The following is a 24,916-nucleotide window of genomic DNA, read 5'->3' as shown; positions in this document are numbered from 1 at the left end:
GGGTTCTTCTATCAATCAACGGCGCAGCTTTATTGATTTTCTCGTGCGGATGCGCAGTATCTCATAGAGGAACGTTGAGTATGTATGCAGGGAGGGCGCTGCCGCATGGTGCAGGCGCAAGGTACCGAAGTCTCGGCACGGACGGCGGAGATCGTAGAGCGGCTCGCCGGCCTCGAAGGCCCGCTGCTTCCCATTCTTCATGAGGTTCAGGCCGATTTCGGCTATCTGCCACAGGAATCTCTGACGGTCATCGCCCACGCGCTGAACCTGTCGCGCGCCGAAGTGCATGGCGTCGCCAGCTTCTATCACGATTTTCGAAAGGCTCCGGCGGGACGGCATGTGCTCAAGCTGTGCCGCGCCGAAGCGTGTCAGTCGATGGGATCGGACGCGGTGGCGGAGCGGATCAAGCGCCTGCTCGGCATCGACTTCCACCAGACGACGCTTGACGGCGCGGTGACGCTGGAGCCGGTCTACTGCCTCGGCCTGTGCGCCTGCGCGCCCTCCGCGATGCTGGACGGCGAAGTGATCGGACGGCTGGACGCCGCCAAGGCCGACGAGATTGTTGCCGAGGTGCGGGCATGACCACGAAGATTTACGTTCCCGCAGATTCCGGCGCGCTGGCGCTGGGTGCAGACAAGGTGGCAAAAGCCATCGCCCAGGAACTGGCCGCGCGCGGCATCGACGCGCAGATCGTGCGCAACGGTTCGCGCGGGCTCTACTGGCTGGAGCCGATGGTCGAGGTGGAAACACCGACAGGCCGCATCGGCTATGGCCCGGTGATGGCGCGCGATGTCGGCGCGCTGTTCGATGCCGGGTTCCTCAACGGCGGCGCTCACCGCCTGTCGCTCGGCAGGGTCGAGGAAATCCCCTTCCTTGCCCGCCAGACGCGCCTGACCTTTGCACGCTGCGGCATCACCGACCCGCTGTCGCTCGACGATTATCGCGCCCATGGCGGCCTCGTCGGGCTGGAAAAAGCGGCCAGCATGGCGCCCGCCGACATCGTGGCGACCGTGACCGAGTCCGGCTTGCGCGGACGCGGTGGCGCAGGCTTTCCGACCGGCATCAAGTGGAACACGGTGCTGGGCACGCAAAGCGACCAGAAATACATCGTCTGCAATGCCGATGAAGGCGACTCGGCGACCTTCTCCGACCGGATGATCATGGAGGGTGACCCCTTCGTGCTGATCGAGGGCATGACGATTGCCGGTATCGCCACGGGCGCGACCAAGGGCTTTGTCTATCTGCGCTCGGAATATCCGCACGCCATCGCGACGATGAACCGTGCCGTCGAGATCGCCCGGCGCGCCGGCATCCTCGGGACCAGCGTGATGGGTTCGGCCCATGCCTTCGACATGGAAATCCGCGCGGGCGCGGGTGCTTATGTCTGCGGCGAAGAAACCTCGCTGCTCAACAGCCTTGAAGGCAAGCGCGGCGTGGTGCGCGCCAAGCCGCCGCTACCAGCGATTGAAGGCCTGTTCGGCAAGCCGACGGTGATCAACAATGTCATCTCGCTGGCCTCGGTGCCGGTGATCCTCGACAAGGGCGCGGCCTATTACAAGGATTTCGGCATGGGCCGCTCGCGCGGTACGATCCCGATCCAGATTGCCGGCAATGTGAAGCATGGCGGCCTGTTTGAAGCGGCCTTCGGCATGACGCTTGGCGAGCTCGTCGATGAGATCGGCGGCGGCACGTTCAGCGGGCGCCCGGTGAAAGCCGTGCAGGTGGGCGGACCGCTGGGCGCCTACTTCCCGCGCGATCTGTTCGACACGCCGTTCGACTATGAAGCCTTTGCCGCCAAGGACGGGCTGATCGGCCACGCCGGGATCACCGTGTTCGACGACAGCGCCGACATGCTCAAGCAGGCGCGCTTTGCGATGGAGTTCTGCGCCGTCGAAAGCTGTGGCAAGTGCACGCCCTGCCGCATCGGCTCGGTGCGCGGCATGGAGACGCTCGACAGGCTGGCGCAGGGCATCGAGCCCGAAGCGCAGATCGAACTGGTTACCGACCTCTGCAAAACGATGAAGTTCGGCTCGCTGTGCGCGCTGGGCGGGTTCATCCCCTACCCGGTGATGAGCGCACTGACGCATTTCCCCGACGATTTCCGCCCGCGCGCGGCGCTGGAGGCAGCCGAATGAGCCAGCTTGCGCCCCTTATCCTGCCGCGTTCGTGCGCTATATCTTTCTCAGGAGCCTGAACCATGGGTCTGGTCCACGAAATCGATTACGGAACGCCTGAATCCAAGGCGGAAAAGCAGGTCACGCTGATCGTTGACGGCAAGAGCGTGACGGTGCCCGAAGGCACCTCGATCATGCGCGCCTCGATGGAAGCCGGGGTGGAAATCCCCAAATTGTGCGCGACCGACATGGTCGACGCGTTCGGCTCCTGCCGGGTCTGCCTGGTGGAGATCGAAGGGCGCAACGGCATGCCGGCGTCCTGCACCACACCGGTCGCCGAGGGCATCGTCGTCAAGACGCAGTCGGACCGGCTGACCGCCGTGCGGCGCGGCGTGATGGAGCTTTACGCTTCCGACCACGCCATCGGGCGTGGCGAGACGGCTGGCACCGGCGCAAGCGAGTTCGACAAGGTGGCGCGCGATGTCGGGCTGGGCGATCTGCGCTATGGCAGCGATGGCCGCAACCATCTCGCGCCCGGCAACGGCTCGCTCAATATCGACTATATCGCCCACGACGAATCCAACCCCTATTTCACCTATGATCCGTCGCAGTGCATCGTCTGCTCGCGCTGTGTGCGCGCCTGCGAGGACGTGCAGGGCACCTTCGCGCTGACCATTGAGGGACGCGGCTTCGAAAGCCGGATGGTCGCCTCGATGAACGAGAGCTTCATCGAGTCCGAATGCGTGTCGTGCGGTGCCTGCGTGCAGGCCTGCCCGACCGACGCGCTGCGCGAAAAGTCCGTGCTGGAACTGGGCATGCCGGAACGCTCGACCGTGACGACCTGCGCCTATTGCGGCGTCGGCTGCTCGTTCAAGGCCGAAGTGAAGGGCGACGAGGTCGTGCGGATGGTGCCTTACAAGGGCGGCGATGCAAACCACGGTCATTCCTGCGTCAAGGGTCGCTTCGCCTATGGCTATGCCACCCACAAGGACCGCATCCTCAAGCCGATGATCCGCCAGAAGATCACCGATCCGTGGCGCGAAGTGTCGTGGGAAGAGGCCCTCGAATATACCGCCAGCGAATTTCACCGCATACAGTACCAATATGGTCGCGGCGCGGTCGGCGGCATCACGTCCTCGCGCTGCACCAACGAGGAAACCTACCTCGTGCAGAAGCTGGTGCGGCAGGGTTTCGGCAACAACAATGTCGACACCTGCGCCCGCGTCTGCCATTCGCCCACCGGCTATGGCCTCGGGCAAGCCTTCGGCACTTCGGCTGGCACACAGGACTTCGATTCCATCGAAGACACCGATGTCGTTCTGCTGATCGGTGCAAACCCGACCGACGCACACCCGGTGTTCGGCTCGCGCATGAAGAAGCGGCTGCGCGAAGGCGCGCGCCTGATCGTGCTCGACCCGCGCCGCATCGACCTGGTGCGCACGCCGCATGTCGAAGCCGATTTCCACCTGCCGCTGAAGCCGGGCACCAATGTCGCGGTGCTGACCGCACTGGCGCATGTGATCGTGACCGAGGGGCTGTTCGACGAAGCCTTCATTCGCGAGCGCTGCGACTGGGCGGAATTCCAGGACTGGGCGTCGTTCGTGGCGATGCCGGAAAACAGCCCGGAGACGGTTGGCGCCTATGCCGGTGTCGATCCCGAAACGATCCGTGGCGCGGCGCGCCTTTATGCCACCGGCGGCAATGGCGCGATCTATTATGGCCTCGGCGTGACCGAACACAGCCAGGGCTCGACCTCGGTGATGGCGATTGCCAATCTGGCGATGGCGACTGGCAATATCGGCCGTCGTGGCGTCGGCGTGAACCCGCTGCGCGGCCAGAACAACGTGCAGGGCTCGTGCGACATGGGCTCGTTCCCGCACGAACTGCCGGGCTATCGCCACATCTCCGGCGACGCGGTGCGCGAGATCTATGAAAGCCTGTGGGGCGTGAAGCTCGACAACGAGCCGGGCCTGCGCATTCCGAATATGCTCGACGCGGCAGTCGAAGGCTCGTTCAAGGGCATCTACATTCAGGGTGAGGACATCCTGCAGTCGGACCCGGACACCAGGCATGTCTCGGCGGGTCTGGCAGCGATGGAATGCGTCGTCGTGCACGACCTGTTCCTCAACGAGACAGCCCGCTTTGCGCATGTGTTCCTGCCGGGATCGACCTTCCTCGAAAAGGACGGCACCTTCACCAATGCCGAGCGCCGCATCAATCTGGTGCGCAAAGTTCTGGAGCCGAAGGCGCGCTATGCCGACTGGGAGGCGACGCAGGCGCTGGCCCGCGCACTCGGCCTCGACTGGAACTACACCCACCCGTCGCAGATCATGGACGAGATCTCGCAGACGACGCCGAGCTTTGCCGGTGTCTCCTTCGACTTCCTCGAGCGGGTCGGCTCGGTGCAATGGCCGTGCAACGAGAAGACGCCGATGGGCACGCCGATCATGCATATTGACGGCTTCGTGCGCGGCAAGGGCAAGTTCATCCGCACCGAATATGTCGCCACCGACGAGAAGACCGGCCCGCGCTTCCCGCTGCTTTTGACGACGGGTCGCATCCTGTCGCAGTACAATGTCGGCGCGCAGACGCGGCGCACCGGCAACAATGCCTGGCATGAAGAAGACCGGCTGGAAATCCACCCGCACGACGCCGAACAGCGCGGCATCCGCAATGAGGACTGGGTGCGGGTTGCCTCGCGCGCCGGATCGACCTCGCTGCGCGCGCTGATCACCGACCGCGTGGCGCCGGGCGTGGTCTACACCACCTTCCACCACCCCGACACGCAGGCGAATGTCATCACCACCGACTTCTCCGACTGGGCGACCAACTGCCCGGAATACAAGGTGACGGCGGTGCAGGTGGCTCCGTCCAACGGGCCATCGGAATGGCAGGAAGAATATGAAGACCTGTCGCGCCGCTCGCGCGTGATCGCCAAGCCGCTGGAGGCCGCAGAATGATGCGGTACAGCGGGTCGGCATGAAGGAAACTGACGCCATGAGCCGCCCGCCGATCAGCACCGCCTCGCGCATCGCCCACCGCAAGGACGGCACCAGCCGGGCCGACCGCAACGTGCCGGAAGAAACGCCGGTGGCGCTGTCCTATGCCGGCACGACGCATGCGGTGATGATGGCAAGCCCCGCCGACTTTGACGATTTCGCGCTCGGCTTCTCGCTGACCGAGGGGATCATTTCGCATCTCGACGAGATCGCCTCGGTGAACGTGGAGGATGTTGAGTCCGGGGTGGATATCCAGATCCGCCTCAAGGACAGCGCCAACACGCGGTTTCAGGCGCGGCGCAGGCGGCTGGCAGGTCCGGTCGGATGCGGGCTGTGCGGCATCGAGTCGATCGATGAGGCGATGCGCAGCGCCAGCGACGTGCGCGCCTCGACGCTGACGCTCAATGAAGACGACATCACCGGCGCAGTGCGGCAATTGTCGCGCCAGCAGCCATTTCACGCCCAGACCGGCGCGGTGCACGCCGCCGGCTTCTACATTCCCGGCAAGGGCATCGTTGCAGCGCGCGAGGATGTCGGCCGCCACAACGCGCTCGACAAGCTTGCGGGCGCACTCGCCAAGGCCGGCATCGACGGCGGCAGCGGCGCGGTGATCGTGACCTCGCGCGTGTCGGTCGAGATGGTGCAGAAGGCGGCGGCCATCGGCTCGCCGTTCATCGTTGCCGTTTCCGCCCCGACGGCTTTGGCCGTGCGCACGGCGCAAATGTCGGGCATGACGCTGGTCGCGCTGGTGCGCGGCGACGAATTCGACGTGTTTACCCACCCGGAACGACTGAAAATCGGAGTTGATGACGTGCAGCAAGAAGAGGCGCACAGCCAGGATCGCCATGCCAAGATCATTCGCATGGCCAATCAGATCGGCGTCTTCTTCGAATCCAAGCCGCATGCGGAAGGGGTTGCCGGGATTGCCGAACACATCAACAAGTTTTGGGAGCCACGCATGCGCCGGCAGTTCTTCGAGGTGCTGGATGCCGGCGGCGAAGGGCTGCGGCCCATCGTGGCGGAAGCCGGCGCTTCGATCCGACGCCCCGCCGAAGAGCACGCGACAGCATAGGTTTTACGCAACCCCAGACGAAAACCGCTTCGCACTTTTGCTGGGATTGCTTCAGTTCTTTGTTTCTACGCAATCCCGAACGCAAAACCGCTTCGCACTTTTGCTGGGATTGTTCCGGTTCCCTTTCCCAAGCAATCCCGAACGCAAAACCGCTGCGCACTTTTGCTGGGATTGCTGCGGTTCCTTGTTTCTACGCAATCCCGAACGCAAAACCGCTTCGCACTTTTGCTGGGATTGCTTTGAAAAAAAGAAAAAAGGCCGGGTGAGCCCGACCTTCTCCCGATTTCCCTGCCGCTGCCGGTTCATCCGCGGTCATTGGCTGGGTGTTCGGTTCCTGGTTGTAATACGCGCGGCATGTGACAGGCGCATGACAGGCTTTCAGGCGCGGCGGAAAATGATGACCGCGAACAAAAGCACGCCCAGAAAGGCAACCAGCGACGAGATGGCGACAACCGGCTCCATCTGCTGATAACCGTTCAGCAACAGATACAGGCTGCACGTCAGCACCAGCACGCCAAGCACATAGACGTAATACTGAATCCGCGCCAAACCCCATGCGGCCTTGGCGGGATTGAGTGCGAGATAAATGCCGAACAGCGACATGGTCACCCAGCCCAGAAGGTTGATGTGAGCATGCGCACCGGTGGATGTGTAATTCTGCGTCATCGACATGTGCAGGCCGACCATGATGCCGGCAATCAGGAACAGGATGGCAGTTCCGAAATAATAGTTCGACAACCTTGGCATTTGTTCCCCTCCCTTCATAGAGGTGAAGGAAATATCTCACCAAACGGCGGCGCTTGCACGTGTTTTTTAGAAAACCCTAAACAACCGACTGCAGGATGCGTCACCAGCCCCAGAACCGCGAGGCAGGACAGCTTTCGGTGCCGCGAAAAGTTCATGCCTGACACCTGAAGCTTCAATCCGGTCCCCATTTTCGTCAGACATGCGCTAGCACCGGCAGAAAGTTCAGCTTAGTCTTCTCTTTTGCACGCTGGGAGGAGATGCAAGAATTGACCGAAACAACTGCGGGTCGCATTCGCGCGCTGCCGCTGTGGCAGGGCGCGATCACGGTCGAGCCCCTACATGGCGGGCTGTCCAACGAGAATTTCCTTGTGGTCGACGATGCCGGACGCCACGTGGTGCGTTTCGGCAGCGACTACCCGTTTCATCATGTCTGCCGCGAGCGCGAGGCGATGACCGCACGCGCCGCCCATGAGGCAGGCTTTGCCCCGGCGCTGGAATATTACCGCCCCGGCGTCATGGTCAGCGCGCATCTCGGCGCCCGGACATTCACGCCGGAAGATGTGCGCGAGAACTTGCCGCGCGTCGCCAGGATCATGCGCGACTACCACGACACGATGGCCGCTCATGTGTCGGGCGCAGGCTTCATGTTCTGGGTGTTCCACGTCATCCGCGACTATGCCCGCACGCTGGAAGCAGGCAACAGCCGCAAGGTGCCCGAACTTGGCATCTATCTGGAACTCGCCGATGAACTGGAGAAGGCACAGCTGCCGCTGCCCATCGTGTTCGGCCATAATGACCTGTTGCCGGCAAACCTGCTGGATACCGGCGACCGGCTCTGGCTGATCGATTTCGAATATGCCGGGTTTTCGACCGCAATGTTTGATCTGGCGGGCCTGTCGTCCAATGCAGGCTTTTCGCCGGAAGAGACCGAGGAACTGCTGGGGATCTATTTCGATGCCACGCCGACTCCGGCGCTGCGCAAGTCGATGGCCGCGATGCAATGCGCCTCGCTGCTGCGCGAGGCGATGTGGAGCATGGTCTCCGAACTGCATCTCAACACGCCCGGCGTCGATTTCGTCGCCTATGCGGATGAAAACCTGGAACGGCTCGACGCCATGCTCGATGCCTATCGCACCAGCTACGGAAAGGCCTGACCATGGCGCTGCCAACCCACGCGCACTACGTCGTCATCGGCGGCGGCATCATCGGCTGCTCCACCGCATACCATCTGGCGAAGGATCACAAGGCCGACGTGCTGCTGCTCGAACAGGGCCAGCTGACCTCCGGCTCGACCTGGCATGCGGCAGGGCTGGTCGGCCAGCTGCGCTCGTCGGCCTCGATCACCCGGGTGCTGAAGTATTCGGTCGATCTCTACAAGGGGCTGGAGGCCGAGACTGGCCTTGCGACCGGCTGGAAGATGACCGGCTGCCTGCGGCTGGCAACCAATCAGGACCGCTGGACCGAATTCAAGCGGCTGGCGACCACCGCCAAAAGCTTTGGCATGGACATGCAGCTGATCTCGCCGGCAGAAGTGAAACGGATGTGGCCGCTGATGGACGTGTCGGACCTCGTCGGCGCGTCATGGCTGCCGACCGACGGACAGGCAAGCCCGTCCGACATCACCCAATCGCTGGCGAAGGGCGCGCGCATGCATGGCGCGAAAATCGTTGAAGGGGTGCGCGTCACCGGCTTCGAGATGGATGGCAGCCGCATCGTCAAGGTGAAGACGACGCAAGGCGACATCGCCTGCGACACGGTGATCAACTGCGCCGGCCAATGGGCGCGGCAGGTCGGCGCGATGGCTGGCATCAACGTGCCGCTGCAACCGGTCAAGCATCAATACATCATCACCGAGAAGGTAGCGGGACTGGCAAGCGACGCGCCGACGATCCGCGATCCCGACCGGCGCATCTATTTCAAGGAGGAAGTCGGCGGACTGGTGATGGGCGGCTATGAGCCGAACCCGCAGGCCTGGACAACCGGCCTTGCCGGGGGCGACGTTCCGGACGAATGGGAATTTCGCCTATTCGACGACGATTTCGACCATTTCGAACAGCACATGACACAGGCGATGATCCGCATTCCCGAACTGGAGAATGTCGGGGTCAAGCAGATGATCAACGGCCCCGAGAGCTTTACCCCCGACGGCAATTTCATCCTCGGCTCGGCGCCGGAATGCGCCAACATGTTCGTCGGCGCGGGCTTTAACGCGTTCGGCATCGCGTCGGGCGGTGGCGCAGGCTGGGTGCTGGCGCAATGGGCGGTCGATGGCGAAGCGCCGCTCGATCTGTGGACCGTCGATATTCGCCGCTTCTCCGGCCTGCATCGCGACCGCGACTGGGTGCGCGAGCGCACGCTGGAAGCCTATGGCAAGCACTACACGATCGGCTATCCGCATGAAGAATATGACAGCGGTCGCCCGGCCATCGTCTCGCCGCTCTATGAGCGGCTGAAGGCGCATGGCGCGGTGTTCGGCTCCAAGCTCGGCTGGGAGCGGCCCAACTGGTTTGCGCCAGAGGGCGGCGGCAAGGATGTCTATTCGATGGGACGGCAGAACTGGTTCGACGCGGTCGGGCGCGAGCATGCGCATGTGCGCGACAAGGTCGGCGTGTTCGACCAGTCGTCCTTCGCCAAATATCAACTGCGCGGCAAGGATGCGCAAAAGGCGCTCGACTGGATCTGCGCCAACGACGTGGCAAAGCCAGCGGGCCGCCTCACCTATACGCAGCTGCTCAACACGCGCGGCGGCATCGAATCCGACCTGACCGTGGCGCGGCTGGCGGACGATCTGTTCTACATCGTTACCGGCACCGGCTTCCGTACCCACGATCTTGGCTGGATCGCCGACCATATCGACGCCGGCCTCGATGCAACGCTAAGCGATGTGACGGAACAGTTCGGCACGTTGTCATTGATGGGACCGGAGGCGCGGCGGGTGCTGGAGAAGGTGACGGCGGCGGATGTGTCGAACGTTGCGTTCCCGTTTGGCCATGTGCGCGAGATCGACATTGCCGGCCATCTCGTGCGGGCGCTGCGCGTCACCTATGTCGGCGAGCTTGGCTGGGAACTGCATATCCCGATCAATGCCACCGGCGACGTGTTCGACGCGCTGATGCAGGCGGGCAAGCCCTATGACATCCGCCCGGTTGGCTATCGCGCGTTGGAATCGCTGCGTCTCGAAAAGGGCTATCGCGCCTGGGGCTCGGACATCACGCCCAACGATACACCGTTTGAAGCGGGACTCGGCTGGGCGGTGAAGCTGAAGAAGGACACGGACTTCCTCGGGCGCAAGGCGGCGCAGGCGGCAATCGGCCAGCAGCCGGCCAAGAGGTTTGCCGGCTTCACCGTTGATGACCCTAACGTGGTGCTGGTCGGACGCGAAACGATCCTGCGCGATGGCGTGCCGGTCGGCTATCTCACCTCGGGCGGCTATGGTTACACGGTCGGAAAGAACATCGGCTACGGCTATGTCCGCCATGATGGCGGCGTCAGCGACGCGTTCCTCCACTCCGGCACCTATAAGCTGGTGGTGGCGATGGAAACTGTTGCGGCAACGCTGCACATGGAGCCGCTCTACGACCCGAAGGCAGAGCGCGTGAAGGCCTGATCCGAGCTTTCGAGCATTTGGAAAGAAAAGGGGGGCAGTCCGGTCAGACTGTCCCCCTTGCTGTGTCAGGCAATCGCCGGTTGCACGATGGCCATATCCGGCTCGCTGGCGGCCAGCTGTTCCGCCTTTGGCACCGACAGCCACAATGCGATGGCAAAGCCAGCCATGCCGCCGCCAATCTTGCCCAGAAGCAATGGCAGGATCGTTGTCGGCTGGAAATTGGCGGCGAAAGCGAGGTGATCGCCGAACATGAACGCGGCGCAGACGGCGAACGCGATGGCGAGCACCTTGTCTTTCGGACGCATCCCGGCGATCAGGCGGAACATCGCCAGAATGTTGGCGCAAGCCGCCAGCAGTCCGGCTGCGCCCTGCGCTTCGACCCCGATCCTGTTGCCCAACGCTTCCATCGGGCCGGCAAGATATTTGGTCAGAAGGTAGACCATCGGAAACGCGCCGGCGAGCATGATGCCGATATAGCCGGCGATTTCGAGGGCGCGGAACTGGTCCGCCTCGTCGGCGATGATCGGGTCAAAGCCCCAGCCGCCGATGACGTTGGAGAAGAAGCCGGTGAAATATTCGACGATCGAGAACACCAGAACCAGCGTGATGCCGGCATACATGATGCGACCGAACCAGAGAAAGCCGGTGATCATGGCATCCGGGATGAAGCGCAGGCCGAGCGCGATGGCGCCACAGAACACGATCAGCGGCAAGAGATTGATGATGATGGTGCCAAAGCCCAGCCCGATGGCATGCATCGTTTCCGGATCTGCGGTGGCGATGGCGGGGCGCACATCCATGCCCGAGATGGCGAGCAGCGCGCAGGTGATGAACACGCCAATCGGAACGCTCAAGATGCCGGACATGATTCCGAGCGCCATATATTTGTGGTCGCTCTTTTGCAGCATCGCCAGACCGACGGGAATCGAGAAGATGATCGTCGCGCCGGCCATGTAGCCGACCACAGAGGCCATGATCCAGCCGTCACGGGTCTGCGCCAGGGCGTCGGCAAGCTGATAGCCGCCCATGTCGACGGCAATGATGGTGGTGGCGGCAATCGCAGGATCGGCGCCGATGGCGGAAAAGAGCGGGCCAACCAGCACCCGGACAAATTCCGACAGATATGGAATCGACGCCATGATGCCGGCGACCGGAATGAAGATCGGCCCGATGGCATAGATGCCTTCGCGGAATTCCTTGCCGAGCCCTTCTTCAGCGTTGCGGATCGATGCGATGGCACCGGCAACCGCGCACGCCATGATGATGTAGATGACGTAAGTTCCGATTGAAGCCATAGGTTCCCCTCCTCCAAGAAGCGAAACCTCGCGGCTCCGCGCCGCCTGTCTGCGCCTTCGGACGCAATTTCCCCACAGGCAACGCAATCGTATGCCAAGCACATGGCTTGCGCCACAAACTTTACGCTAGGTAATGGTGGCGCGAAGCGGTTTTCAACCGCCGTTGACGACCAGCGCAATAGCGTTGCGCAATTCGTCGAGACCTTCCGCTTTCTCGGAAGACGTCGCCAGGATCTGCGGGAACGCCGCCGGACGCTTCTTGATCTTCTCGGCGGTCTCAGCCATCAGCCGCGGCACGCCAGCAGCCTTGATCTTGTCCAGCTTGGTCAGGACGATCTGGTAGGACACGGCAGCCTTGTCGAGCAGGGCAAGGACGTCCTCGTCGTTCTTCTTGATGCCGTGGCGCGAATCGATCAGCACATAGACGCGCTTGAGCGTGACGCGGCCCTTCAGATAATCAAACACCAGCTTGGTCCAGGCCTCCACCTGTTCCTTGGGCGCCTGCGCATAGCCATAGCCGGGCATGTCGACCAGCGCCATTGGCGGCAGGTCGCCCTTCTCGCCGGAATAGCCATCCGGGACGAAGTAGTTCAGTTCCTGCGTGCGGCCCGGCGTGTTGGACGTGCGCGCAAGCCCCTTCTTGCCCACCAGCGCGTTGATCAGCGACGACTTGCCGACATTGGAGCGGCCGGCAAAGGCGATCTCGGCTGGCCCTTCTGGCGGCAGGAATTTAAGCGACGGCACGCCACGGATGAACACCCACGGATGGTTGAAGAGACCACGCGCGGTTTCGCTGAGTACGGGAGTGGTCACATCTGTCATCGGTTTCGTCCCTGAATTATTGTGCTGCCGGCTGCGTCCTTTAGGGCGCACACCCAACAGCAGACACAAAGAAGGCCCGTCGTCCGGGCCTTCTGTCAATGTATTTCCCGCTGCGCCTATTCGGCTGCCTTGGGCTTGCGCTTGAACAGGCCGACGAGGTTGTCCCACAATTCGATCTTGGCGCCCTGACGCTTCATGATGATGCCCTGCTGGGTGATCGACAGCGTGTTGTTCCACGCCCAGTAGATCACCAGACCGGCCGGGAACGTCGCCAGCATGAAGGTGAAGATCACCGGCATCCAGTTGAAGATCATGGCCTGCGTCGGATCGGGCGGTGTCGGGTTCATGCGCATCTGCAGGAACATCGTGATGCCCATGATGATTGGCCAGACACCGATCATCAGGAAGGACGGCACGTCATACGGCAGAAGACCGAACAGGTTGAACAGCGAGGTCGGATCCGGCGCGGACAGATCCCTGATCCAGCCAAAGAACGGCGCGTGGCGCATTTCGATGGTGACGTAGAGAACCTTGTAGAGCGCGAAGAACACGGGGATCTGGATCAGGATCGGCCAGCAACCTGCGAGCGGATTGATCTTCTCGGTCTTGTACAGCTCCATCATCGCCTGCTGCTGCTTCATCTTGTCGTCCGCGTATTTCTCGCGGATTTCAAGCAGCTTGGGCTGCACCTTCTTCATGTTCGCCATCGACTTGTACGACTTGTTGGCGAGCGGGAAGAAGATGGCCTTCACGACAACCGTGGTCGCAAGGATGGCAAGGCCGAAATTGCCCAGCATCTTGAACAGGAAGTCGATGAGATAGAACATCGGCTTGGTGATGAAATAGAACCAGCCCCAGTCGATCAGAAGGTCGAACTGGCGGATGTTGCGCTCGTCCTGATAGGCGTCGATGCGGGCGGTTTCCTTGGCGCCAGCGAAAACCAGCGTCTCGACCGTGCGCGACTGGCCCGGCTCGACCACCAGCGGATCGGTCAGGAAGTCGGCCTGATAGCGGGTGCGTCCATCATCGAAATAGGCATAGCGCGGCTGGAACGGCTGCGCGCTCGACGGCACGATGGCGACGGCCCAGTATTTGTCGGTGACGCCAATCCAGCCATCCTGCGACTTGCCCGGCTGAATCTGGCGCTTTTCGGCGAGATCGGAATATTTGATCTCCTGCAGCCCTTCAGTGCCGGTGACGCCGATCAGGCCTTCATGCAAGATGAAGAAGCCGTCGGTATGCGGCTGGCCAATACGCGCGATACGGCCATAGTTCGACAAGGTGACCGGCGCGCTGCCGGCATTGGCCACCGCGTCGGACACGGTGAACATGTAATTGTTGTCGACCGCGATGGTGCGCGTGAAGGTCAGGCCCTTGTCATTGGTATAGGTCAAGGTCACGGGCGTTGCCGGGGTCAGGGTCTGTTCGCCCTCGACGGACCAGACCGTGGCCGGACCGGGAACCTCTCCCGTCGACTCGCTGCCGACAAAGCCGACTTCGGCATAATAGCCATCGGCCATCGAGGCCGGATGCAGCAATTCGATATTGGGCGAATTCGGCTCAACCGTCGTGCGGTAGTCCTTCAACAGGATATCGTCGATATGACCGCCAACGAGATTGATCGAACCGCTCAGACGCGGCGTGTCGACAGCGATGCGATTGCTCGCAGCCAGCGCGACATCACGGGTCGGGCCAAGTGGCCCGCCAAGCGCTGCGCCCGGCACGGAGGCGGCGCTATCCGAAGGCGCGGCACCGGGAATATCCGCTGCGCCACCGCCGGCTTGCGGCGTGACGGCTTCCTGAGCAACCTGGTTACGCTCGGCTTCGATGCGGGCGACCTCACGCTGTGCTTCGACGCGCGGGTTCATGTAGAACACCTGCCAAAGCACGAGGATCAGCACGGAAAGCGCGATCGTGATGAAGAAATTACGATTGTTTTCCATCGGTACCCTTACCGCGAGCCACGTATTCTGCGGGACAGTTCCCGCTTCAGATCGTCAAAGGAGGCATTCAGCACTTCGCGTCGCCCGACGATCACATAGTCGCTGCCCGTCGTCATGTCATCAGCGGCATGAACGCGCGTGGCTTCTTTCAGCCGTCGGCGGACGCGGTTTCTGACCACCGCATTGCCCACTTTCTTGGTGACGGTGAACCCGACGCGGGGCGCATCGCCATCTGCACGATCAAGCACTTCAAGCAGAAAAAGCCGTCCACGACGCTTTTCTCCGCGTCGCACGGCCAGGAATTCCGAGCGCTTTTTCAAGCGCCCGGGAATTCTACCGGTGGGCCGGTCCGACAAGGTTCCGGCCTTCCGGGCTTTAAGCGGACAGCCGCTTGCGACCGCGCGAGCGGCGTGCGGCAATCACTGCACGGCCGCCATTGGTGGCCATACGGGCACGGAAACCGTGACGACGCTTGCGAACAAGCTTGGAAGGTTGGTAGGTGCGCTTCATTTGTTTAATACCGCGGTGTGCGGCCCTTCTTAGATCTGACTCTTTATGAGCAGGAGCGTTCGCCCGCTTCGTTTCTGAACAGCATCAAGCTGCGCCGAAACCGAAGGCCCGAGCGTGGCCGGGCTTATAGGTGGATGCGCAGGGCGAGTCAATGAGAGCTCGCTTTGCGTCAGCCCTTCTCACAGCCGCCTCAATGCAGCCCGCTCTATAACCGCCCGGCCTCGATGATGCGCTGAAGAAATTTCTGGGTGCGCGGGTTTTGCGGGCTGGCGAACAGACGCGACGGTGCATCCTGTTCGACGATGCGTCCGCCTTCAAGGAAACACACCCGATCCGCCACCTCGCGTGCAAAGCCCATCTCGTGGGTGACGATCACCATCGTCATGCCGTCATCCTTGAGCTGTCGGACAATGCGCAGCACTTCGCCGATCAGCTCCGGGTCGAGCGCCGCCGTCACCTCATCGAGCAGCAGCACCTGCGGATTGGTGGCAAGCGCACGCACGATGGCGACGCGCTGCTGCTGCCCGCCGGACAATTGCTCTGGATAAGACAGGGCATGCTCGCTCATGCCGAAGCCGGCCAGCAGCTCGCGCGCCTTGTCCTCCGCCGCGCGGCGCGCCACACCATGCACCCGGCGCGGCGCCAGCGTGATGTTGTCGAGCACATTCATGTGCGGAAACAGATTATAGGCCTGAAAGACGATGCCGATGCGCCGGTAGAGCCCGACCTTGCCAAAGGACGGATCCTCGGTCGCAACGCCATCGAGCCGAATCACGCCATGGTCGTATTCGACCAGCCGGTTGATGCAGCGCAGCAACGTCGACTTGCCCGACCCCGACGCGCCAATGAGACAGACCACCTCGTGACGCCTGACGGAAAGGCTCACCCGGTCGAGCACCAGCTTGCTGCCGTAATATTTGGTGACAGAATCGATGGAAACGCGATCTTCCATCACGCAGCCCCCTGAAGACGACGCAAGCGATCGCGCCGCGAGATGTAATCAGTGAGGCGCGCCATCGGCACGGTTGCCAGCATGAACAGGACAGCGGCTGCAATCAGCGACGAATAGTTGAAAGTCTGCGCGGTGTAGATCTGCGCCTCGCGCACCGCATCGCGCACGCCAATCACCGACAGCAGCGCGACGTCCTTCTGCAAGGCGACCGTCAGATTGAGGAGCGCCGGCAGCACATTGCGGATCGCCTGCGGCAAGATCGTGTAGCGCATCGCCTGCCATTGAGTCAGGCCGAGCGACTTGGCCGCCATGCGCTGCCCGTCATGCACCGCCTCGATGCCGGCGCGATACACTTCGGAAGCATAGGCGGCGTAGCACAGGATCATCGCCACCGTGCCCCAGAACAGGCCGCTGGACGGCAGCCCCGGAAGGTTCAGCGCCGGAATGCCGAAACCGAACAGCAGCACCAGCAGCAAGGCCGGCAGGCCGCGGAACACGTCGACATAGACAATCGCAAAAATGCGCAGCGGCGCGAACCACGGCCCCCGCAGCGAACGCGCCAGCGCCAGCACCATCGCCCAAAGGGCAATCGCCACCAGCGCGATCAGCCATACCTGGATGTTGATCCAGAAGCCGCGCAGCACCGCAGGAAACGCCTCGATCATCGCATCGAGGCTGAAGAACTGCCGCTTGATGCGCGGCCACTCCGGGGCAGAGGTGACCACATAGGCGATCACCCCGAAAAACAGAGCGACGCTGGCAAGACTGGTGAATATCGGCACGATCTGGTCGCGCAGACTGGTCCTGCGCCGCGCGGGCGGCGGTGGCGGGCTGTCTGTGAGCGCCTCCTCTGCCGCGCCGACGAATGCCGGCGACGCGGCATCGGGCCTCATTCGTTGATGACCTTCACATTGGGGTCGGCGACAAGATATTGGTAGACCAGATCGTCCACCACGCCCTTGCCGACGACGCCCATCAGCCCCTCATCGATCCAGCCGACGATCGGATTGCCCTGCTGGAAGATCAGCCCGTGGCCAAGATCGTTCTCATCGCCCGGCAGAAGCGCGACGATCGAGGCATCCGGAACCTGCACCGCGGTCAGATAGAGCGCGGTGGGAACGGCGACCACCGTCGCGTCGATCTGGCGTGCCTGCAGCGCCTGGAAGACGCCGACCTGATCGTCATAGACCGCCGCGTTCTTCACGCCGAGAATGTTCTCGACATAGGTCAGGTCGGTGGTGCCGAGCGCGACGCCCCAGCGCAGCTTACGCAACTCATCGAAGGTGGACGCATCGTCAGCGGGACCGCCCGGCAGCGCCACCAGCGCCTTGTCGGGCTGATAATAGACCTGCGAGAAGGTCGCGATCTGCGCCCGCGCTTCCGTCACCGAAATCTGCTGGATGCCGAAATCATAGTTCTTCTTGCCCGGCGCGATCGCCTGCTCGAAGGTCTCGCGGACCCAGACGACATCGTCCTTTTCGAAGCCGAGCTCCTTGGCCAACGCATAGACCAGCGCGCTCTCGAAGCCTTCGCCGCTTTCCGGCGCATTGTTGATCACCCATGGCGGATAGGCAGGATCGCTGGTGGCGACCGTCAACTTGCCCGGCGTGTGCAGGCGCGGATCCTGCGGCGTCTTTTCCTGCGCCAACGCGGCGCCCCCGACAAAGAGCGATACGGCCACAGCCATGAGCGCGCGATAAACACCTGTCAGTGCCATGGACATGAAAACTCCTCCCCGTCCGGACAATTACATCTCGTTGGTCCACCATAGGCGGCACAAGTGTGGACAGACAAGAATTTTCATCCGCGCACCAAGGCCTTAGTAGAGAAGATACTTCTGTGTTGCCGGCGAAAAGGTGCCTTGTCTTTGCGCCGCGCCGCTTTTCAACCTCAATTCCTCGCAAAATTGCCGCAAATTCCTATTTGCAAGATCTGACAAGGCTTGGACTGCCATTTTTTCGGGCGGGGACAGCCATTTCTGGAGCGGGACCATCGTGCGGCCGACCCTTGATGATGCTGGCGGGCAAGAGCGCACCGATGAGCAGGTGCCGCTGTCGCGTGGGCTGTCGACCAAGCTTCTGCTGCTGACGATCCTGTTCGTGATGCTGGCCGAAGTGCTGATCTTCCTGCCATCGGTGGCCGAGTACCGGCTGCGCTGGCTTGACGAACGGCTGGCCACTGCCGCCGCCGTCGGCATCGTGCTGGTCGAGAGCGCCCCCGGCAGCCTGTCGCAGCAGGTGCAGGATGATGTGCTGATCTCGCTCGGCGCCGAAGCCGTTGCGGTGCGCTCGCAGGGCGTCTCGCAGTTGCTGGCGGTATCGCAGATGCCTCCCGCCGTCGACGATCACATCAACCTCGACGACACACCCCCTCTCGAAGCGCTGACCGACGCGCTCGACACGCTGTTCTTCGGCGGCGAACGGACGCTGCGCGTGTTTGGCGCCGTCGGCGACCACGAACGCGAGTTCGAACTGGTGATGGGCGATGGCAATCTGCGCAAGTCGATGCTCGGCTATGCTCGCAATGTCGCTGTGCTGGCACTCATCCTGTCGCTGGTGACCGCATGGCTGGTGTACTACGCGATCAACCGGATCATGATACGGCCCGTGCGGGTGATGACGCGCTCCATGCTCGATTTTGCCGAGGCACCGGACGACCCGACGCGAATCATCCGCCCGGACGCCCATCGTGATGACGAGATCGGCGTCGCCGAACGCGAACTTGCCGCCATGCAGTCGCAACTGCAACGCACGCTCTCCGAGCAGAAACATCTGGCCGATCTCGGCCTTGCCGTTTCCAAGATCAACCACGACATGCGCAACACCCTCGCCGCCGCGCAGCTGATTTCCGACCGGCTGGCGACGGTGAAGGACCCGCTGGCGCAAAGCCTCGCGCCACGCCTGGTGCGCGCGATCGACCGCGCCGCCTCCTACACCGAGGGAGTGCTGGCCTATGGCCGCACACAGGAAGCGCCGCCCGCCCGCCGCCGCCTGCGCCTACGCCTTCTGGTCGAAGAGGTGGAGGATTTTCTCGGACTGGCACCTGATTCCGACATCGAGTTCGTCAACGCAGTCGATTCGGAAGTCGAGATCGACGCCGATTCGGAGCAGATTTTCCGCGTTCTTTCCAACCTCGCCCGCAATTCGGTACAGGCGATGGCGGCCGACGCGGATAATGTCGTGGTCAAACGCCTCGCGATCCATGGCGAGCGCGAAGGCAGCGTGTGCCGCATCTTTGTCGAGGATACCGGCCCCGGCCTGCCGCCCAAGGCGCGTGAGAACCTGTTCAGCGCGTTTCGCGGCGCGGCCCGCAGCGGCGGCACCGGCCTTGGCCTTGCCATCGCGCACGAACTGGTGCGCGCCCATGGCGGCACGATCAAGCTGGCGGGAAAGCGCGACGGCGGGCGCACCGTGTTCGAGATCGCAATTCCCGACCAGCCTGTGGATATCCACAGTGCCCGCGGCACGTTTCGCAGGCCCGCATGAAATCTCTTTGAAAGTTTTGCGAAATCCCGCTTGCAATTGGCGAAATGAGTAGATAGGTAACGCCCACAACGCCGGGCCACCTAGCAGTGATCACCGGCTCCGCCGAGAAATCGGCATGGCACGCGCCCGTAGCTCAGCTGGATAGAGCACCAGACTACGAATCTGGGGGTCAGAGGTTCGAATCCTTTCGGGCGCGCCATTTCAGAACAGAACTATGAACGCCGAACGCCGCCGTTTCTACGCTTGAAGCGGCGACCAACGTTCGCAGCAGTTCCGACTTCGATCCCATGATGCGAACCTCGTCGTCGGCAACCTCGACACGCTGCGCCAGCGCGCGTAGATGGTCGCGGCGGTAGCCGCCATCGTTGAGCTTGATCCGTTCACGGGCTTTGCGGGCAAACCCCTTGAGCATATCGGGGGTGACGCCCTGATTGCCTGAACTATCGAGCGCGAGCTGCGTGCGCTCCGCGTCGGCGGCGGCTTGATCCCGCAATGCCTTGAGGCTCACCATGCGTTCCTTTGCCATGGCGTCGTCCTTGTCCACCATGCCGGCTTCGATGGCGTCAAAGAGACGGCCGAGCCGCTGGTCGGCTTCCGTGATTCGCCTTTGAAGCTCGGCAAGATGCTCGCGGCGGCGTTCGGTGCGTTCCTGTCGGCGGTCGATGACGCTGGCAAGGACGGTTTCCAACCGCTTGGGCAGGAGCAGGCGGTCCCCGATATAATCGGCGACCGTATGGTCCAGCTTGTCCATGGGGATTGTGCGACCCTTGCAGCCGGTCTTGCCCTGCCGGGCCTTGGTCGAGCAGGTATAGTAGCGGTATGTCGCGCCCGTGCTGCCTTGGCCGGTGCGAAGGGTCATCGCTCCCCCGCACTTGGCGCAGAAGCAAATGCCGGTCAGGAGCGTCGGGCCGCTGGAGACACGTGCAGGCGTCACCATGGGATTGCGGGACTTGAGGCGGGCTTGCACCGCGTCGAACGTCTCGCGCTCGATTAGGGGCGGCACCGCCATGATAGCGACCTCGCTCTCCGGCTTCTTCTCCCGGTCCTTATGCGAGCGGGTGTTGAACCTGTGCTCGCCGATATAGGTGGTGCGGGTCAGGATGGCGTGGATTTGCGCCAATCCCCAACGCCCTCCGTCGCGGGTGAAGAAGCGGCGCTCGTTGAGATAGGTGGCGATGGCCTTTACGCCCATCGCGCCGGACGTGCCGTCTCCTTCGAGGAACAGGCGATAGATCAGCCGCACGGTGTCGGCGTGCAGCGGGTCGATCTCCAGCTTCTTCTTGATCTTCGATCCCCGCTGCTCGGCTGCGACGATGCGATAGCCGATAGGCGGCCGTGCGCCGTTCCAGAAGCCTTGCCGGGCGTTCTCATTCATGGCGCGCAGGACGTGCTTGGCGTTCTCCTTCGACTGGTATTCGTCGAACAGCGCCATGATCTGCCGCATCATCTGGTGCATGGGATCGTCGCCCATCTCCTGCGTGATGGACACCAGCTTGACGCCGTTCTTCGCCAGCTTTCTAACGTAGAACTCCATCTCGAAGTGATCGCGGAAGAACCGGCTGAACGAGTGGACCACGACAATATCGAAGGGCGCGGGCTTGGTCGTGCCCGCTTCGATCATTCGTTGAAACTCGGGGCGTTTGTCGTTGGTGGCGGTTGCGCCTGCTTCGATGAACGTCTCCACCAGTTGCAGGCCGCGTTGCTCGCAATAGGCTTCGCCCTGCCGCTTCTGGTCGGGAATGGAAATGTCATGCTCGGCCTGCCGGGCAGTCGAGACGCGCAGATAGAGGGCGGCACGGGCGGTAGTGGTTGGGCTGTGCTTGTTCATGCTTGGCCTCCCATAGCTTTCTTCGCCTTGGGGCGGTCGATCAGGGGCAACGCCAGCTCCACCCGGTCATGCACCACCTTGGGCGCGAGTTTGCGTCCATGCCCCGGTTCAAACCGCACAAGGCCATAGCTCTCCATGGTTTTCAGGGTGCGTGACAGGTTGGAGCCGGCCCGGCCGGTGATTTCCGCCAGTTCCTCCAGCGATGCCGGGGCTTTCTCGGCGATGATGCGCAGCAGTTCGCGGTTGCCGGCCGACAGCACCTTGGCAAAGGATTCGGTCGAGGTGAACCACACCTTCGGATCGCTGGGCGCAGGTTTTTCCTCGCCGCGCGCGATCCGCATGGTGCGGGCCTTCATTTCTTCATAGTCGGCAATCCCGACTTTCAATGTGGTCATAGGGCACCTCGTTCCTTCAATACCGCGTCCACGGTCTGCCAGAAGTCGGCCAGCAGCGTGGCCGCATCCTCGTAGGCGTAAGGCTTCACGGTCTGAAAGCGGTGCCGATGGTCCATCGGCTCGCCGCGCCTGCCCCGGCCGACCGGGTGGGCATTGTCGAAGCCGACCAGTCGTTCGCCCGAAGGCCCGTGAAGCGTGAGCGAATAATCGAGGCCGTGCGGCTTCTCCGGGGATGCCGGAACGCGGGTGACGACGAACTTCACCCAATGGCCGCCCTCTGGATCGACAAAGAGCATCTGTCCGTCGAGGTCCAGAAGCGTGTCGAGGCCCGGATCACGATCCGCGCTCATGCCTTTTTCCTATCAGTTTGAGATAGGAATTGCAAGCTGTCATCCGGCTTTCCCGGGTTCAAGAGTTCGTCGAACACATCGCCGAACCAGCGCTCGAACACGTCAATCTCGGCCTCGGTAACGGGAATGTCCTCCGGCCAATCGTCGGTAACGCGCATCCTCTGGCCGTCCGGGCCGAGAAGTGGCGTGTTGCCGGCTCGCGTCCGGTCGTCCGGCGTAGGATCGTCGGCGTAGTCGAACAGATCGTCGGGAAGTGGTTCGGGGATCGACTGTCGCGGTCGCCCTTTGCGGGCGCGGCGGCGCTCTGCGCACATGGAATCCTCCTTGGTTCTGGCGGATTCCGGGGCGCTATTGGCCCCGGAATTAAGCGAACCATGGAGGGCAGTCGGCGGCCTGTAGCGTGCCGCATTTGCGCCTATGCGCTGGCGGCACCCCTGCCGGAATGGGGTTAGCTGGAGGCTCGCCGCGCCTTGGCGAAACCGCGATCCGTGGCGATGAAGTGTTGAAGCATCGGAACGATGAGCTTGGCGGGATCGGCAACGGGCTGGCCGCTCTCGCGGGCCAGCACCTCGGCATAGGCGATCAGATCGCGGTGAAGCGGCGCGGGCAGTTCCACCGTCACCTTGACAGGCTTGTCGTCGGGCAGCGGGCCGAGTTTCAGTTTCGTCATGGTCAACCTCCTGCCGGCTCGAACACAAGATCGCGGGTGACGATGATCCTGACCGGAAAGCCCGGCCGGATGGTGAGCGTCGGCGCAACCTGCAACTGGCGCTGGACGATCTGCTGGCCGGCCTGATTGACGGTATCCTGCGCCCCGTCGCGGATGGCGCGGATCAGCCGGTCCTCGTCGCTCGTGGCCAGCTCCGAGCCGACTGCAAGCAGCGTGGATAGCCCTGCGGCCTTCATTAGATCCCACCAATGGTAATCAACACCGTCCTCAAGGCCGGCATAGCCGCTGGCGTCCGCGCCCGGCAGGCGCTCCAGAACGATGGAGCGGCCGCCCGGCAGGATCAGGCGGTTCCACACCAAGAGCACCCTGCGCTGGCCGAAGGTCACGCCGTCATCGTATTGGCCTATGATGCGGGTGCCCTGCGGGATCAGGAGCAGCGAGCCGGTCGGGCTGTCATAGACGTTCTCCGTCACCTGCGCGGTGATCTGGCCCGGAAGGTCGGAACGGATGCCGGTGATGAGCGCGGCCGGGATCACGGCCCCGGCCTGAAGGATATAGGGCGATGCTGGCGGCACAACGCGATCCGGGGCGACGGTCTGCCGGTCCACCGGCCCGTTGAGAAACGCCGCGTGGCGATCCTGTGTCGCGGGCTGCCCGCCGAGGCCAAGACCGGCAAGGCCGGGCATGGCCGTGCCGGCTGGCGCTACCGTGCGCGGGCCGGACTGGAAAAAGACGTTGCTCAAGCGCGCGGCTTCTTCCTCGGCCCTGCGGCGTTCTTCCTCGGGATCGACGGCGGGCGTCGTCATGACGGGCGGCGCGACTGGCTGGCCCCTGTTCTGCGCGTCAAGGATCGGGCGGCCAAGGTCGCCCGGCAGCGCGGGACCGAGCACCGGGCCGCTATAGTCGCTCGGCAGGCCCGCCAGCCCATCGGCGGTTTGCCGGTTGTTGGTCGAGTAAAGTTCGCCGCCGTCCGGCCCTCCGTCGCGGGTCTGGAGCGCGTAGATCAGCGCCCCGCCGAAGCCGAGAAGCGCGACGGCTCCGACGCCTGCCAGCATTTTGCGGGACAGGCGGGTGACGCGGGGCGATTCAGCGCGCAGGCGCATGGGTGCGGCGGTATCGGTATCGCTCATGAGGACGATCCTCCCGTGGTCGCGCTGGCCGGCTGGGCTGCGGCCTGCGTCGGGTTGGTGCGGACGATCCTGACCGTCTGCTGGCGGTTGCCAGAACCAAGGCGCAGTTCGGCCGTGCCGAACAGGCGGTCAACGATCAGGACGTTCTGGTGGACACGGCTGTTGACGATCTGCGGCTCGCCGTTCGCGCCAAGCACGAAGATCGGCGGCATCTCGCCCTGCACGATCCCAGCCGGGAAGACGATATAAACGCGCCTGCCGTCATCGAAGACGGAAACCGGCCGCCATGGCGGGCTATCGCCCTGCACCTGCAACCCATAACGATAGTTCCGCGCTGCCTCGGCGGGAATGATGGGTGCGGCCGGAACGGTCTGGCGCTGGCCGGCAGGCGGTGCGGGATAGGCCCATGCCACGGCCGGCATGTAGAGCGATTCCCGCGCGCGCAGCTCGAGCATGTAAGTGCGCCGGTCGGTGGTGACGACAAGGTTGGTGGAAATGTCGGGGCGCGTCGGCTTCACGAGGATATGGACACGGCGGTTTGCACCGCTGCCGCTCTCTGTGTCGCCGATAATCCACCTTGTCGTATCGCCGGCCGCGATCGGCCCCGCGCCTGTCAGGCTCTCGCCTGGCTCCAGCGCAATGGTCGTGATCTGCCCGACTGCGGCATAGACCTGATAGAGCGCGCCTTCCGACCACGGATAAATCTGGATGGCGTTGTAGTAGCCTTCCCGGCGCGGCTCGACGCGGGCGGCGGCATTTGCGTTCTCGACGCGGCCGGTCGGTGTGCCTGCGGCGGTGCCGCCGCGCGCCACGGTCCATGCCGGGGGCACATGCAGCGGCCGGGGCGTGTTGTCGGTTGCCGCCGCCTGCACGGTCGGCAGCGGCGGAACGCTGGCATCGTAGCTGAATTGCGGTGTCCGGTTGGTCGCGCAGCCTGCCAAAGTAATTGCAAACGCCGTCGCAAAAATCGCATAGGTTAGCGACTTCAGGATCAGTA

The 24,916-nt window shown here is 63.1% G+C and carries 23 protein-coding genes, 1 tRNA gene and 1 pseudogene; 9 read left to right on the top strand and 16 right to left on the bottom strand.

Annotated elements, in window-relative coordinates:
* Positions 1 to 105: 105 nt before the first annotated feature.
* The 5 genes and pseudogenes from BMZ42_RS00255 to BMZ42_RS18200 all read left to right on the top strand — a co-directional run bounded on the left by BMZ42_RS00255 (position 106) and on the right by BMZ42_RS18200 (position 6,185).
* The gene (locus tag BMZ42_RS00255) at positions 106 to 582 is read left to right on the top strand and encodes a formate dehydrogenase subunit gamma (RefSeq protein ID WP_091517383.1); all 477 of its coding nucleotides are present in this window, start codon (positions 106 to 108) and stop codon (positions 580 to 582) included.
* Positions 579 to 2,135 carry a formate dehydrogenase beta subunit gene (locus BMZ42_RS00250; protein ID WP_091517381.1) on the top strand — a complete coding sequence of 519 codons (1,557 nt, stop codon included), beginning with the start codon at positions 579 to 581 and terminating at the stop codon, positions 2,133 to 2,135. The genes BMZ42_RS00255 and BMZ42_RS00250 overlap by 4 nt, the downstream gene beginning before the upstream one ends.
* A 62-nt stretch (positions 2,136 to 2,197) precedes the next feature.
* Complete coding sequence (gene fdhF, locus BMZ42_RS00245; RefSeq protein WP_091517380.1) at positions 2,198 to 5,074, top strand: formate dehydrogenase subunit alpha; 2,877 nt, start codon at positions 2,198 to 2,200, stop codon at positions 5,072 to 5,074.
* Positions 5,075 to 5,111: 37 nt separating this feature from the next.
* Positions 5,112 to 5,918, top strand: a pseudogene (gene fdhD / locus BMZ42_RS00240) (formate dehydrogenase accessory sulfurtransferase FdhD); the annotation flags it as partial.
* A 57-nt stretch (positions 5,919 to 5,975) separates the two neighbouring features.
* Positions 5,976 to 6,185 (top strand): formate dehydrogenase subunit delta, encoded by a 210-nt coding sequence (locus BMZ42_RS18200; RefSeq protein WP_244523115.1) that lies wholly within the window; start codon positions 5,976 to 5,978, stop codon positions 6,183 to 6,185.
* Positions 6,186 to 6,563: 378 nt separating this feature from the next.
* On the opposite strand, the gene BMZ42_RS00235 is transcribed toward BMZ42_RS18200, so the two are convergent.
* Positions 6,564 to 6,932 (bottom strand): hypothetical protein, encoded by a 369-nt coding sequence (locus BMZ42_RS00235; protein WP_091517377.1) that lies wholly within the window; start codon positions 6,930 to 6,932, stop codon positions 6,564 to 6,566.
* A gap of 257 nt (positions 6,933 to 7,189) precedes the next feature.
* Between BMZ42_RS00235 and BMZ42_RS00230 the strand changes: the two genes are divergently transcribed.
* Positions 7,190 to 8,086, top strand: a complete 897-nt coding sequence (locus BMZ42_RS00230; protein ID WP_091517375.1) for a phosphotransferase family protein — start codon at positions 7,190 to 7,192, stop codon at positions 8,084 to 8,086.
* A 2-nt stretch (positions 8,087 to 8,088) separates the two neighbouring features.
* Positions 8,089 to 10,539, top strand: coding sequence for a GcvT family protein (locus tag BMZ42_RS00225; protein ID WP_091517374.1), 2,451 nt, complete (start codon positions 8,089 to 8,091; stop codon positions 10,537 to 10,539).
* A 65-nt stretch (positions 10,540 to 10,604) separates the two neighbouring features.
* Here BMZ42_RS00225 and eutH read toward each other — a convergent pair whose 3' ends face one another.
* The 8 genes from eutH to BMZ42_RS00185 all read right to left on the bottom strand — a co-directional run bounded on the left by eutH (position 10,605) and on the right by BMZ42_RS00185 (position 17,784).
* Positions 10,605 to 11,834: an ethanolamine utilization protein EutH gene (gene eutH, locus BMZ42_RS00220; protein WP_091517372.1), complete on the bottom strand. Its 1,230-nt coding sequence runs from the start codon at positions 11,832 to 11,834 to the stop codon at positions 10,605 to 10,607.
* A 153-nt stretch (positions 11,835 to 11,987) separates the two neighbouring features.
* The gene (yihA, locus tag BMZ42_RS00215) at positions 11,988 to 12,656 is read right to left on the bottom strand and encodes a ribosome biogenesis GTP-binding protein YihA/YsxC (protein WP_091517371.1); all 669 of its coding nucleotides are present in this window, start codon (positions 12,654 to 12,656) and stop codon (positions 11,988 to 11,990) included.
* A gap of 116 nt (positions 12,657 to 12,772) precedes the next feature.
* On the bottom strand, positions 12,773 to 14,599 hold the full coding sequence (gene yidC, locus BMZ42_RS00210) for a membrane protein insertase YidC (RefSeq protein ID WP_091517369.1): 1,827 nt from the start codon (positions 14,597 to 14,599) through the stop codon (positions 12,773 to 12,775).
* Between the two features lie 8 nt (positions 14,600 to 14,607).
* Positions 14,608 to 14,955, bottom strand: coding sequence for a ribonuclease P protein component (rnpA, locus tag BMZ42_RS00205; protein ID WP_091517368.1), 348 nt, complete (start codon positions 14,953 to 14,955; stop codon positions 14,608 to 14,610).
* A 19-nt stretch (positions 14,956 to 14,974) separates the two neighbouring features.
* Entirely contained in the window at positions 14,975 to 15,109 is a 135-nt protein-coding gene (gene rpmH, locus BMZ42_RS00200; protein ID WP_091517366.1) for a 50S ribosomal protein L34, read from the bottom strand.
* A gap of 205 nt (positions 15,110 to 15,314) precedes the next feature.
* Positions 15,315 to 16,061 (bottom strand): amino acid ABC transporter ATP-binding protein, encoded by a 747-nt coding sequence (locus BMZ42_RS00195; protein ID WP_091517365.1) that lies wholly within the window; start codon positions 16,059 to 16,061, stop codon positions 15,315 to 15,317.
* Positions 16,061 to 16,954: an amino acid ABC transporter permease gene (locus BMZ42_RS00190; protein WP_091517364.1), complete on the bottom strand. Its 894-nt coding sequence runs from the start codon at positions 16,952 to 16,954 to the stop codon at positions 16,061 to 16,063. Before BMZ42_RS00190 ends, BMZ42_RS00195 begins: the two co-directional genes overlap by 1 nt.
* Positions 16,951 to 17,784: an ABC transporter substrate-binding protein gene (locus BMZ42_RS00185; RefSeq protein ID WP_091517362.1), complete on the bottom strand. Its 834-nt coding sequence runs from the start codon at positions 17,782 to 17,784 to the stop codon at positions 16,951 to 16,953. The genes BMZ42_RS00190 and BMZ42_RS00185 overlap by 4 nt, the downstream gene beginning before the upstream one ends.
* A gap of 271 nt (positions 17,785 to 18,055) precedes the next feature.
* On the opposite strand from BMZ42_RS00185, the gene BMZ42_RS00180 reads away from it, so the two are divergent.
* Both BMZ42_RS00180 and BMZ42_RS00175 read left to right on the top strand, forming a co-directional pair.
* Positions 18,056 to 19,546, top strand: coding sequence for a sensor histidine kinase (locus tag BMZ42_RS00180; RefSeq protein ID WP_244523094.1), 1,491 nt, complete (start codon positions 18,056 to 18,058; stop codon positions 19,544 to 19,546).
* Positions 19,547 to 19,668: 122 nt separating this feature from the next.
* Positions 19,669 to 19,745: transfer RNA gene (locus tag BMZ42_RS00175), tRNA-Arg, on the top strand.
* Here BMZ42_RS00175 and BMZ42_RS00170 read toward each other — a convergent pair.
* The 7 genes from BMZ42_RS00170 to trbG form a co-directional block, all read right to left on the bottom strand.
* The gene (locus tag BMZ42_RS00170; protein ID WP_091517360.1) at positions 19,716 to 21,374 is read right to left on the bottom strand and encodes a recombinase family protein; all 1,659 of its coding nucleotides are present in this window, start codon (positions 21,372 to 21,374) and stop codon (positions 19,716 to 19,718) included. The genes BMZ42_RS00175 and BMZ42_RS00170 overlap by 30 nt on opposite strands.
* Complete coding sequence (locus BMZ42_RS00165; RefSeq protein ID WP_024353510.1) at positions 21,371 to 21,769, bottom strand: HVO_A0114 family putative DNA-binding protein; 399 nt, start codon at positions 21,767 to 21,769, stop codon at positions 21,371 to 21,373. Before BMZ42_RS00165 ends, BMZ42_RS00170 begins: the two co-directional genes overlap by 4 nt.
* Positions 21,766 to 22,119 carry a toxin-antitoxin system TumE family protein gene (locus BMZ42_RS00160; RefSeq protein WP_024353509.1) on the bottom strand — a complete coding sequence of 118 codons (354 nt, stop codon included), beginning with the start codon at positions 22,117 to 22,119 and terminating at the stop codon, positions 21,766 to 21,768. Before BMZ42_RS00160 ends, BMZ42_RS00165 begins: the two co-directional genes overlap by 4 nt.
* Positions 22,116 to 22,433 carry a hypothetical protein gene (locus BMZ42_RS00155; RefSeq protein ID WP_024353508.1) on the bottom strand — a complete coding sequence of 106 codons (318 nt, stop codon included), beginning with the start codon at positions 22,431 to 22,433 and terminating at the stop codon, positions 22,116 to 22,118. The genes BMZ42_RS00160 and BMZ42_RS00155 overlap by 4 nt, the downstream gene beginning before the upstream one ends.
* A gap of 134 nt (positions 22,434 to 22,567) precedes the next feature.
* Positions 22,568 to 22,789 carry a DUF2274 domain-containing protein gene (locus tag BMZ42_RS00150; RefSeq protein WP_024353507.1) on the bottom strand — a complete coding sequence of 74 codons (222 nt, stop codon included), beginning with the start codon at positions 22,787 to 22,789 and terminating at the stop codon, positions 22,568 to 22,570.
* A gap of 2 nt (positions 22,790 to 22,791) precedes the next feature.
* Positions 22,792 to 23,919, bottom strand: a complete 1,128-nt coding sequence (locus BMZ42_RS00145) for a TraB/TrbI/VirB10 family type IV secretion system protein (RefSeq protein ID WP_024353506.1) — start codon at positions 23,917 to 23,919, stop codon at positions 22,792 to 22,794.
* Positions 23,916 to 24,914, bottom strand: coding sequence for a P-type conjugative transfer protein TrbG (gene trbG, locus BMZ42_RS00140; protein ID WP_029673238.1), 999 nt, complete (start codon positions 24,912 to 24,914; stop codon positions 23,916 to 23,918). Before trbG ends, BMZ42_RS00145 begins: the two co-directional genes overlap by 4 nt.
* Positions 24,915 to 24,916 lie beyond the last annotated feature (2 nt).

This window comes from Aquamicrobium aerolatum DSM 21857 (genome assembly GCF_900113935.1).
Lineage (GTDB): Bacteria > Pseudomonadota > Alphaproteobacteria > Rhizobiales > Rhizobiaceae > Aerobium > Aerobium aerolatum.
This window is presented reverse-complemented; position numbering and strand designations above follow the sequence as displayed.

Coding starts and splice junctions, on each gene's coding strand:
- rpmH (WP_091517366.1), bottom strand. CDS start 15,109: ATGAAGCGCACCTACCAACCTTCCAAGCTTGTTCGCAAGCGTCGTCAC.
- BMZ42_RS18200 (WP_244523115.1), top strand. CDS start 5,976: ATGGCCAATCAGATCGGCGTCTTCTTCGAATCCAAGCCGCATGCGGAA.
- yidC (WP_091517369.1), bottom strand. CDS start 14,599: ATGGAAAACAATCGTAATTTCTTCATCACGATCGCGCTTTCCGTGCTG.
- BMZ42_RS00225 (WP_091517374.1), top strand. CDS start 8,089: ATGGCGCTGCCAACCCACGCGCACTACGTCGTCATCGGCGGCGGCATC.
- eutH (WP_091517372.1), bottom strand. CDS start 11,834: ATGGCTTCAATCGGAACTTACGTCATCTACATCATCATGGCGTGCGCG.
- BMZ42_RS00230 (WP_091517375.1), top strand. CDS start 7,190: ATGCAAGAATTGACCGAAACAACTGCGGGTCGCATTCGCGCGCTGCCG.
- fdhF (WP_091517380.1), top strand. CDS start 2,198: ATGGGTCTGGTCCACGAAATCGATTACGGAACGCCTGAATCCAAGGCG.
- BMZ42_RS00235 (WP_091517377.1), bottom strand. CDS start 6,932: ATGCCAAGGTTGTCGAACTATTATTTCGGAACTGCCATCCTGTTCCTG.
- BMZ42_RS00165 (WP_024353510.1), bottom strand. CDS start 21,769: ATGACCACATTGAAAGTCGGGATTGCCGACTATGAAGAAATGAAGGCC.
- BMZ42_RS00190 (WP_091517364.1), bottom strand. CDS start 16,954: ATGAGGCCCGATGCCGCGTCGCCGGCATTCGTCGGCGCGGCAGAGGAG.
- BMZ42_RS00155 (WP_024353508.1), bottom strand. CDS start 22,433: ATGTGCGCAGAGCGCCGCCGCGCCCGCAAAGGGCGACCGCGACAGTCG.
- BMZ42_RS00170 (WP_091517360.1), bottom strand. CDS start 21,374: ATGAACAAGCACAGCCCAACCACTACCGCCCGTGCCGCCCTCTATCTG.
- BMZ42_RS00195 (WP_091517365.1), bottom strand. CDS start 16,061: ATGGAAGATCGCGTTTCCATCGATTCTGTCACCAAATATTACGGCAGC.
- BMZ42_RS00160 (WP_024353509.1), bottom strand. CDS start 22,119: ATGAGCGCGGATCGTGATCCGGGCCTCGACACGCTTCTGGACCTCGAC.
- BMZ42_RS00185 (WP_091517362.1), bottom strand. CDS start 17,784: ATGTCCATGGCACTGACAGGTGTTTATCGCGCGCTCATGGCTGTGGCC.
- BMZ42_RS00150 (WP_024353507.1), bottom strand. CDS start 22,789: ATGACGAAACTGAAACTCGGCCCGCTGCCCGACGACAAGCCTGTCAAG.
- BMZ42_RS00255 (WP_091517383.1), top strand. CDS start 106: ATGGTGCAGGCGCAAGGTACCGAAGTCTCGGCACGGACGGCGGAGATC.
- BMZ42_RS00145 (WP_024353506.1), bottom strand. CDS start 23,919: ATGAGCGATACCGATACCGCCGCACCCATGCGCCTGCGCGCTGAATCG.
- yihA (WP_091517371.1), bottom strand. CDS start 12,656: ATGACAGATGTGACCACTCCCGTACTCAGCGAAACCGCGCGTGGTCTC.
- BMZ42_RS00250 (WP_091517381.1), top strand. CDS start 579: ATGACCACGAAGATTTACGTTCCCGCAGATTCCGGCGCGCTGGCGCTG.